The following is a 10,628-nucleotide window of genomic DNA, read 5'->3' as shown; positions in this document are numbered from 1 at the left end:
GGTGCGCTGATGAGGAAACTGGTGCATTTGGCTTTTGGGATTTTAAAATCCCAAAAGCCTTTCGACCCAAATTATTTACTCGCGACCCCTTGACAGTTCAAGACAGTATCTACAAGATTTAACATCCTACAAATCCGAATCAAACGGAAATGATATTTTTTGTGCGTTCATTGAACCCGATCGCCCTAATGCCCATTTGTTAACTTGGCTAAAACGGTGGCGAAGAGAGCGGGTTCGATCGGCTTTGTTAAATGTTCGTCGTAACCAGTGGCGATCGCCCGATCGCGGTCTTCTTCGCTAGCATAAGCTGTCAGCGCCACGGCCGGCAAGCGCTTGATTTTGTCGGATTCGGACGATCGCACTTTGCGGATCAGCGAGTAGCCGTCCTCAACGGGCATACCGATATCACTGACTAAAATATCCGGCGGCGACTGCTGTAAAATGTCGATCGCCTCCGCAGCCGAAGCAACCGCAGTCGCAGTCGCCCCGCACTGTTGGAGGGCAACCATCAAAAACTCGCGGTTGTCGGGTTCGTCGTCAACTACCAACACCTTTAAACCAGCCAAAATACCCGGAGGCGTTGGATTGGATTTCCTTTCTCCTCTCAACTGCCGCTGCTTACTACGAGGTTGTTTGAATGGCAGTGTCACCGTAAATGTCGCACCCTGGTCTTTACCGGGACTTTCCGCAGTCACAGTACCCCCGTGGAGTTGCACCAAGTGCTCGACGATCGCCAATCCCAGTCCCAAACCGCCCTCAGCCTTAGTTTTTGAGGCGTCTGCTTGTCGGAAGCGATCGAACACGTAGGGCAGAAAATCAGCAGAAATGCCCTTTCCAGTATCGCTGACAGTAATTTGCACGTAATTGGGTGATGAGGAATCGCTAACAGCCACCGCAGACAAGCGCAGTTCGACATTTCCCCCCGAAGGCGTAAACTTCACGGCGTTAATCAGCAAATTCCACACTACCTGCTGCAACCTCTGGGCGTCGCCCCACATCAAGCCGACTGCGGGGTCAAGTTCTAACGAAACGGTGACAGACTTGGCCTCGGCTGCCAAACGAACTGAATTATGAGCCGCCTCGATCGTCCTTACCATGTAGAACCAGCCGGGTTTCAAAGTCAGCTTGCCTTGAATAATCCGGGAAACGTCGAGCAAATCTTCCACTAGCTGGATCTGCACCTTCGACTGACGCTCGATGGCTTCCAAACCCGAAGCTAATTTATCTTGGTTGTAGGGGTGGGCGCGCAGGATCTGTGCCCACCCCTGAATCACATTTATAGGCGTTCGCAATTCGTGGGAAAGAGAGTCTAGAAACTCGTCTTTCCGGCGGCTGATAGCTTCTGCTTCGGCCCGCGCGGCCTGTTCGCGATCGAGCAACTGACCGCGTTGCGCCTCGATTTGCTTGCGATCGCTGATGTCGGCGATGATCGACATACAGTTGATGTTGCCGTTGCTGTCGCGGACTGGAGTTGCCCACAAACTGATGTCGATCGAGCTGCCGTCTTTCCTTTGGCGGTGGGTTTCCATGCCGGCGATCGCGTTTCCTTCGCGAATTCCTTTCAAATTAGCCGTGAATTCCTCCCGCTTGTCTGCGGGAACGCAGGGCACAAATTGACCTACCGCTTCTGATTCATGCCAGCCAAAAATCCTCTCTGCGGCCGGGTTCCACATTTTCACAGTGCCGTCGTCGCAGTCCAAAAGGGTAATTGCTAGGGGACAAGCCTGAATCAAGGCTTCTAAAGTTTGATGGATGTGCGATCGCGCTGCTTCTGCTTGTTTGCGATCGCTGATATCGACGTTCACCCCGATCATCCGCAAAGGCAAACCTTGATCGTCCTGAAACACCTTCGCCCTGCAAGCAATCCAGCCCACGCTTTTGTCCGGGCGGCAAATGCGAAACTCTATGTTTAATTCCTCCCCGGACACCGCCGCAGCTTTTACCTGCTGTTGAGTCAAAGCGCGATCGTCTGGATGCACCATTTCCACCCAACTTTGATAGCTGTCGATACCACCGGCCGACAGCCCGTACAAAGCCTCTAACTCTCGCGTACACGCGATCTCGCCGGTTTGGATGTTCCATTCAAAAGTTCCGATTTTCCCTGCTTGCTGAGCGATTTGCAGCCGTTCTTGATTGTTTTTGAGTTCTGCTTCCACCCGCGAGATCTCGGTCAAGTCTATGAAGAATGCGACGATCGTCTCTGGTTCGCCGTTGTCCGGGCACAGAGTGGTTCCCCCCATCAGAAGCGGCACGCGGCTGCCATCTTTGCGGATGTACTCTTTCTTGAAAGGAGTTGCGACTCCCTTAGCCCGCAGTTCCCCGGCCGCCAGGGCGTCTAGGTGCAGGTATTCGGGGGGGGTCATTCTGTCCCACCGCATTTGACCCGAGAGCAAGTCTGAGCGGGTGTAGCCGACCATGCTGAGCAGGGATTGGTTGGCGTAGGCGATGCGGCCGCTAAAATCGCCGATCGCAACTCCAAAAATATTTGACTCGAACAGCCGCCGGAATATGGCTTCGCTTTGCTGCATTACCCGTTTTGCTTGTTTGCGATCGGTGATTTCGGCTACCACAGTGCTGACTCCCAGCAGTGTTCCTGATTCATCGCTCACTGGGTAAAAGCTGATTTGCCAATCCCGCAAAACTCCTGGCTGTTGCTTGGTTTCGGCCTTAATTTCCAAGTCGAGCACGGGGGTTTGCGTCGCCAGCACTTGGCGGTAAATCCGCTCTACCATATCGGCCATTTCGGGAATTACTTCTCTAACGGTGCGCCCGAGGTGCTCTGCGATTGAGTGGCCGTTGATCTGAGCGAGGCATTCGTTCAGGCGGATGTAGCGCAAATTGGTATCGACAAAGCACAGCCCGACTGGTGTGGTTTTGTAAACTAAGTCGAGTTCTGCTAGTTGGCGGCGAATGCGTATTTCGTTTTCTCGAATTTGGTTTTGGGCTTGTTTGCGATCGGTGATATCTAGTACGAAGAATGCTCCTTTGTCTTTGCATCCTTGGAAGTTTCCGCCGCCGACTAAAACCGGGAACCGCGTGCCGTCTTTGCGGAGATATTCTTTTTCAAAAGGCGCGCAACTTCCTGATGCTTCGACTTGCTTTAGGGCGGCGCGATCAAGTTCTAGATATTCCGGCGCCGTGAGTTCGAGCCAGCGGATCTGTCCCGAAACTAAGTCTTCCCTCGTATATCCGATCATTTCCAGCAAAGCGTCGTTAGCATCAGTAACTTCGCCGTTGGCATCCCAGAAACCGATGCCGATCATGTTAGATTCTACCACGCTGCGGAAGCGCATTTCGCTTTCCCGCAAAGCTAATTCTGTTTGTTTTGCTGCGGTAATATCTGTGATAATTAGGCCTACTCCGATTATTTCTTCTCTTTCATTTTTCACTGGGTAGTAGTTGGCGAGCCAGTAACCGAAATATCCCGGTTTCCCATGAGGTTCGCCGCTCATTTCTAAGTTTAAAACAGGCTTGCCGGTTTCTAAAACTTGCTGAATTATCGGCGCAAATTTGGCTGCATGTTCTGGCAACAATTGGCGGAAGTCTTGGCCGAGATGCTGTTCTATCGGCAAACCGTTGAGTTCTGCTAATACTTGATTGATACGGATGAAGCGCATTTCGCGATCCATAAAGCAAATCGCTAGGGGAGATGCTTCTAACAGCGCGTCAATTAAGGCAAAGGATTGCGATGTTTGAGATAGTGCTTGTTGCGCTTCAGTGTAAAGTCTGGCGTTGTCGAGGGCGATCGCCACGCGGTATGCTAGGTCTTCTAGCATTGCCATGTCTTCTGCACTGTAGCGGCGGCCCAACTTTGAGGTAAAGCAAGTGATGGAACCCATTACCCGCCCGCGAGCCTTCAGCGGTACGCAAGCGTGAGAGCCGATATTGAGCGATTCCCTACGGGATAGCTTCGCTTCACGCAATTTTTCCAATTCTGCTGCATTTTCGGCTCCTGATGCTAAAATCTCCTCATCCACTTCGGCAATTAGTTCAGATTTTCCGCTGCGGATTACCCGCGGATAGCCGTTAACAGCATTCTCGGCGAGCAAACTGCCGATGCTGAAGTTATTAATAGTCTCAACCATAGAGGGTTCTGCGTGAGCCACAGCGACTAGACGCACTTTTGAGTCGCTTTCGGTCAAATGAATGCAGCACCCGTCGGCGATCGAATTTATTGCTAATTCTGCTACCTTTTGCAGCACCGTTTCCCAGTCAAACGCATCAGCCAGCATTTTGCTAACTTCCGCTAAAAATGCCGAGCGCTGCTGTTCTATTTCCGCTTTTTCCCTCGCTGTTTGCTCGATTGTTAACTGCAATCGTTGAGTTTCTGCAAGTTTTATTTCTGTGATATCGCGGGCTACAATTAAGGCGGATTCTGGTACGCCATTTTTGTCCAATTCTGGAACTACGCGGGATTGATAACTTCGGATGCCCTTAGTTGAGAAAGCCTGAAATTCGACAATTTCTTCTCGACCTGTTTCTAACACTTTGTGCAGGGTTTCATCCCACATCTGGCACAGTTCGGGCGGCATTCCTATTTCTTGACTGGTTTTACCCAAAAAGAATGAAATTGGTTTTCCTTGGCTTCTTTCAACTGCTTGATTGACATAAATATAACGCAAATCTTTGTCAGTGCGGATAATTACATCTGGCGTATTTTCTAGCAGCGTTCTCAGTTGCTGTTCGCTGTTTGCCAAAGCTGCTTGCGCTTGTTGTCTTTCGGTGACATCTCTCACCGTGCCCACGTATCCGATGAGTTCGCCGGAGTCGGAGAACATCGGCGAGGAACAAACGTTAATCCAGCGCACAATCCCCTGTGGGGTTTGCAGGCGATACTCGATCGCATATTCCCCACCTTGCCGAGTATAATCCAGCCATCGAGCCAATACGCGATCGCTGTCTTCCGGGTGAATGCAATTCTCCCATCCGTCTCCTAAAAGTTCTGTCAAACTCAAGCCGCAAATAGCCTGACAACGTGGGTTTGCATAGGTGTAGCGCCCCTCAAAATCTGCCATAAAAATGCCGACCGGCGAACAGGAACTTAAACAGCGAAATCGTTCTTCTTGAGCTTGCAGCGCTTCTTTCGCTACTGTCAGTTCTGCTGTGCGTTGTTTGACGCGGCTTTCTAGCTTAGTGTAGGATAAAGCCAGGGCTATTTCTGCTTCTTGGCGCTCAGTAATATCAATGCCAGTTCCTATCACATATTCCACCAAACCCTCGCTATTGGTCGTCACAGTATTCGACCAAGAAATTAAGCGTTTCGATCCGTTTTTAGTGCGCCAATAGTTTTGATATTCGCTCTTATAATGTTCGACCTTGAGCTTGGTAAAAACTGTTTTAACTGGCTCTATTTCTTCGGAAATTAAGAACAAATCCCAAACATATTTATTGATTACTTCGGCTGTCGAGTAGCCTGTAGCTTTTTCGCAAGCTTGGTTAAAGCGGACAATCCGTCCTTGGCTGTCGAGAACTACAATCAAGCAAGCTGTCGTGTCAATTACTTTTGAAATAATATTACGTTCTATTTCTAGTTTTTGTTCTGCGGACTTTAAGCCAGCATACCAAGCGATAACCGCAGCGGCCAAAAGTAAGATTGCTGGAGCTGCCTGGAAGGAAAACAGTAACAGAGTTGTCAGCAGTAAAGCCGTGCCGGCACTAAATGTAGCAATACTGTAAGATTTAATGGGTAAGGGCAAGACCTCAAACTGGCTCATTTTTGTTGACCTGTAGCGATGGCGCGATCGCACTATTGCTTATGTCGATGAAACAACCTTGTTAAAACTTAGTTAAAACTAAGTATTTATTTTTTCTATACAAAACCACATTTGTCGGCCCTGTGCCATCTTCCCAGAGACAGATTGGCAGGGGGATTTCTGCTGAATCAACTGCTATCATAGATTCAGGGACAAATTAGATTATCTAATTTCTGGGAGCAATAAGCGAGTGAATCACAAGCTGGCAAAAATTATCGGGTTATTTTTCGCAGCCGCCACCCTCTTTGGATTCGTCGGTTACGCGCTGCAAAATCCCAACTTCGCCAGCAACTCAGCGATATCGATCGGCTTCCCCAATCTTACCACCCTGGCCGCCGGGGCGATCGACAACAAACGATCCCAAATCTATCTCAACGGAACTTGGCAATTTGTCCCCGCAGTTGGCAACCCCCAAAACCCCCCCGTCTCCCCAAATTGGGGTTCCATCCAAGTACCCGGAGACTGGCAAAAAGAAAACAACGAATCCGTACCCGGAATCATCACTCGCGGCAGGGGCAAAGATTGGGAAAACTTCAACAGTAAACAACTATCAAAAGCTTGGTATCAGAAAAATATAGACATTCCCGGCGACTGGACAAACCGCCGAATTTTTCTCGACTTAGCCAGAGTCAGCACCGATGCAGTCATCTTTGTCAACGGCATTAACTGCGGTGAAATCCCCTGGCCCTACGGCACTATTGAAATTACCAAAGCAGCAAAACCAGGTCAAAACACCCTATCTATTTTAGTGGTGGCAGTATCCGATGAAAAGGAAAAAGCCGTCATCATGGGCCCCACAGAAATCTACACAGAAAAATCCAAGTTGCAATCGCGGGGAATCATCGGTGAGGTAAGGCTTCTGAGCCTTCCCCCAGGCCCGCTGATTAGCGACGTATTCGTCCAAACTTCCACCCGAAAAAAGCAAGTTAAATTAGATGTAGAACTCAAAGACGTTGCCCAAAACGGTCAAGTTGAATTAATCGCGGAAATGCTCGACGAAAAAGGCAAAGTACAACAAAAATTCACCGCAAATGCCAAGGTTCAAGCTAAACCCATTCAAACCGTACAAGTCCAGTGGAATTGGCCAAATCCCCGTCTTTGGGATGTCGGGCAACCAAACCTTTACACCCTGCAATTAGAAGTAAAAGGCAGCGGCATAGATACGCAATACCACCAACCTTTTGGCTTCCGCGAATTTTGGATAGAAGGTCGCAAATTTTTCTTAAACGGAACCGAATTGCGGCTGCGACCAATCTTGCACTCGGATACTTGGCAAGGCGGGACATTAGAAGTTGCTGATAGCCTAATTGACAGCTACGTCAAAGCCGGTTTTAACATAACAGAAATGTGGCCTTGGAATCACGACGAACGGGGTAAGTGGCACTTCCGAGAGTTGTTTTCCGAAAGAGCAGACCTCAAAGGTTTTCCCATTATGGCTCCCGCTTTAGACATTAGTCCTATTGCTTGGAACGGCAAGTGGAGAAACCCCCTGTGGAAAAACCGCTGGAAAGACCGAATGGTGACTGAAATGCGCCGCTACCGCAATCATCCATCAGTATTAATGTGGGCGACAAGTCCTAATTTTTTCGGCAACGCTGACGATTTAAATCCCCGTCGCATCGGCAAAAGCAAAGTAGAAGGAACTCTCAGTCCCTCAGAAAACCAGCGTTTGCGGGTGAACACTCCCCTAGGAAATGACGCTATAGCTGCGATTAAATCGGCCGACCCAACCAGGCCTGTGATGGTACACCAAGGCGCACACTTCGGTGATGTTTATGCGCTGAATTCTTATTTAAATATGATTCCCTTGCAAGAACGGGAAGAGTGGATTTCTGAGTGGAGTAAAACCGGCGAAAGGCCCTACATGGCAGTCGAGTTTGGGACTCCTTTGCACGCAACGATGATGCGGGCCCGCAAAGGTTTCGGTCAGGCGATTCTCAGCGAACCTTGGATGACTGAGTTTACGGCAATTTATTTTGGCAAGCAGGCTTACGAGTTGGAAACGGCGGCTTATAAATCTAAAATTCGCGAGCAGTTTGTCAGGGGTCAGGAGTATCAAAACTGGCATTTTAAAAAAGAGTTGGATTTTGCACCAGCTTTTCAAAAGTTGCAGCAGTTATTCAGTACAAATACTTGGCGGAGTTGGCGGACTTTTGGAATGTCTGGGGGGATGATTCCTTGGAATGACGGGCACGGTTGGGAAGTTTCCGAAGCTGGTCGAAAGAAGGTGGATATTGGGGCATTTCAACCTGGTGGCCGGGGAGTTTATTTGAAGCAAGTCTCAAATAATCTTTTGAATTATTTGCAGCCCGAAGCTTACACTGTTCATCCTGGGGGCGAGGCAATTATGAATAATAATAGCTCGACTTTGGCTTGGATTGCTGGTGCTAGCCCGGTTTTTACTGCGAAAGATCACAATTTGTTGGTGGGCGCAAAACTGGCAAAGCAAGTAGTGTTAATTAACGATACGCGGGCGGCGCAAGAATTTTCGTTTAAGTGGCAGGTTTGGGTGGGGGGAAAAGAAGTAAAAAAAGGCGATAACAAAGGGATAATTGCTCCGGCAGGCACGCTGTTTTTCCCAATAGACGTAAATTTGCCAAATACCATTTCTAGCAAGGCTGAGGGCGAAATACGCTTGACTGCACGGGTGGGTGAGCGATCGCATTCTGATACATTTGCTTTCCGCGTTTTTCCCAAACAATCTAACATCAAAGATTCGGTGACAATTTTCGATCCAGCGGGCAAAACATCGGCAATGTTAAAACAATTAGGTCATCAGCTTGTACCGTGGAATGGTTCGCAAGTTTCATCGCTATTAATTATCGGTAGGGAAGCGTTTTCTAGCGGGGAAAATTTGCCGGGAAGTTTAGAAAATTTTGTCCGAAACGGCGGCAAAGTAATTGTGTTTCCTCAGCGCCGGGAATGGCTGGAAAATACGGGTTTCCGGGTTGCTGCCCACGTCAGCCGCCGCGCTTATCCAGTTGACAGCAACCATCCGGCAATTAGCGGTTTAGACAGTGAAGATTTGCGGGATTGGGCGGGGGAAAGCACGCTGGTTGAAGCTTATCCAGATACGATCCAAACTGGCCCTAATTTGAGTCCGGCAAATAAACCTTGGTACGGCTGGCGTTGGGGAAATCGCGGCGGTGTCAGCAGCGCTTCTATTGAGAAGCCGCACCGCAGCGGTTGGCGCCCCATTTTGGAATCTGAGTTTGATTTAGCTTATTCGCCGCTGATGGAATTGGATTACGGAAAAGGGCGGCTGATTTTAAACGAGTTGGATTTGGAAGACCATTATTCTCTAGATGCTGGGGCGGCGCAGTTAGTGCAACAAATTGTGAGTTACGGGATGAATTCTCCGGTACTTGGAAAGCCGGATAAAGTGGTTTTAATAGGGGGAGATGAAGATGCCCAAAAGTTGGACAGTTTGGGGGTAATTTATCAGCGCGCTAGTTCGCTTTCTAATGATGTTGGTTTGGTGATTGTGGGGAGAGAAGCGAATCTGAAAGATGCAGATTTGCGCGGTTATTTGAAGGCTGGCGGGAAGGTGTTTTTCTTGCCGCGTCAAGTGCCTGTTGCGGGTTTGGGCGTGGGTTTGCAGCAAGCGCAGGATTTTGGGGGTTCGCTGGCGGTTCCGAGTTGGGATGAGGTGAAGGGGGTTAGCGCTTCAGATTTGCGATCGCGCTCTTTTTATGATACTTGGTTGATTAAGTCTGGGGGAGAAATCGGTGCTGACGGTTTGTTAAGTCGGGTAAAAGTTGGCAAGGGTGTGGCGATTTTTTCTCAGATTGAACCCGACAGTTTGAATGCTGATACTAAGACTTATTTGCGTTTTACTCGCTGGCGGCAAACCAGGGCAAATGCTCAGATTTTGGCTAATTTAGGGGCGAGTTTTAAGGCGGATGGATCTGTGTTTAACGGTTCGAGTCGGGAGTTTTATCACTGGGATTACAGAACGGATTTTGAGTATGGGGACGATCCTTATCGGTATTATCGATGGTAGGTGTTTTTAACCGCAGAGGGCACAGAGGACGCAGAGGAAGAGAAGAGAGAGACGAATAATGCTGATTTTATTATACTGTTAAATATCAAAATCAAAGGTCAAAGTGACGGCGGAAGCGCGGGTCTAGTTTGTCGGTTTTCTTTTGGTTGCAGGTGCCGCAGAGGGTTTGCAAGTTGCTGATGTCGTTGCTGCCGCCGCGCGCTAGGGGGATGATATGATCGATCGTCAGTTGGGTTTCTAGTTTTGTTTGACCGCAGCTTTGGCACTGGTATTTATTGCGAGTAAATACATATTTTCTGACTTCTGGGGGAATGGGAATTCTGGGGGTTTTAGACATGATGATTTTTAACCGCAGATGAACGCGAATTAATGCGGATGTTGGATGGATTAGCTGGGTGAGTTTTCTTGATTGAGAAGTTGGCGGCGCAAATCATCGAGGGGGGAGTCGGGTTTGCTAGTTTCTGACTCGTTGTTTTCTGGTGTTTCTTCAACGTCTGGTTCGTCGGGGCAAAACTCTATAGTAACATTGAGTTTGAGCTTCATCTTTCCTTTCTTCCAGCCCTGAGCACCCACTTTGAGAATTTCACAATCTATACCTTCACCAAACCAGTTCTCATATAAACGACGTGTTTGATCGGTAGTTAAAGGTACATCAATATTTAGGGCTTGCTGGCTTAAGAACTGATTGAGTGTTTGTCCTAACCCATTTTCCGGCAAAACTTTATTTACTGTTTTCTTGAGTGTTTCTATTTTAAGCATTGCGTTACCAAAAGATAAAGCATCATCATTACCGCAGTTGTGAAAATCAAATTTATCTTCCATATTGATATCTAACCTAATAGGTTTTTTAGCCATGAGTTTTAACCGCAGAT

The 10,628-nt window shown here is 48.5% G+C and carries 4 protein-coding genes; 1 reads left to right on the top strand and 3 read right to left on the bottom strand.

Annotated features, from left to right (window positions below; translation table 11 throughout):
* Positions 1-185: 185 nt before the first annotated feature.
* Positions 186-5,714 (bottom strand): PAS domain S-box protein, encoded by a 5,529-nt coding sequence (locus tag NDI35_RS28090; RefSeq protein WP_445315574.1) that lies wholly within the window; start codon positions 5,712-5,714, stop codon positions 186-188.
* A gap of 229 nt (positions 5,715-5,943) precedes the next feature.
* On the opposite strand from NDI35_RS28090, the gene NDI35_RS28085 reads away from it, so the two are divergent.
* Positions 5,944-9,756 carry a glycoside hydrolase family 2 protein gene (locus NDI35_RS28085; RefSeq protein WP_445315573.1) on the top strand — a complete coding sequence of 1,271 codons (3,813 nt, stop codon included), beginning with the start codon at positions 5,944-5,946 and terminating at the stop codon, positions 9,754-9,756.
* A gap of 91 nt (positions 9,757-9,847) precedes the next feature.
* Here the strand turns inward: NDI35_RS28085 and NDI35_RS28080 are convergent, their stop codons facing one another.
* Both NDI35_RS28080 and NDI35_RS28075 read right to left on the bottom strand, forming a co-directional pair.
* A complete protein-coding gene (locus tag NDI35_RS28080) occupies positions 9,848-10,093 on the bottom strand; it encodes an HNH endonuclease (protein ID WP_015179287.1) in 246 nt (81 codons plus the stop codon).
* 50 nt (positions 10,094-10,143) lie between these two features.
* Entirely contained in the window at positions 10,144-10,611 is a 468-nt protein-coding gene (locus tag NDI35_RS28075) for a KGK domain-containing protein (protein ID WP_445315572.1), read from the bottom strand.
* Positions 10,612-10,628: the final 17 nt, after the last annotated feature.

Source organism: Microcoleus vaginatus FACHB-2002, assembly GCF_040004035.1.
GTDB classification, from domain to species: Bacteria; Cyanobacteriota; Cyanobacteriia; order Cyanobacteriales; family Microcoleaceae; genus Microcoleus; species Microcoleus vaginatus_C.
Note: the sequence above shows the minus strand (reverse complement) of the source record. Positions and strands in the feature narration are given on the sequence as shown.

What these genes read in the sequence shown, in the direction of transcription:
- NDI35_RS28090 (WP_445315574.1), bottom strand. Translation starts at nt 5,714, where the DNA reads ATGAGCCAGTTTGAGGTCTTGCCCTTACCCATTAAATCTTACAGTATT.
- NDI35_RS28080 (WP_015179287.1), bottom strand. Translation starts at nt 10,093, where the DNA reads ATGTCTAAAACCCCCAGAATTCCCATTCCCCCAGAAGTCAGAAAATAT.
- NDI35_RS28075 (WP_445315572.1), bottom strand. Translation starts at nt 10,611, where the DNA reads ATGGCTAAAAAACCTATTAGGTTAGATATCAATATGGAAGATAAATTT.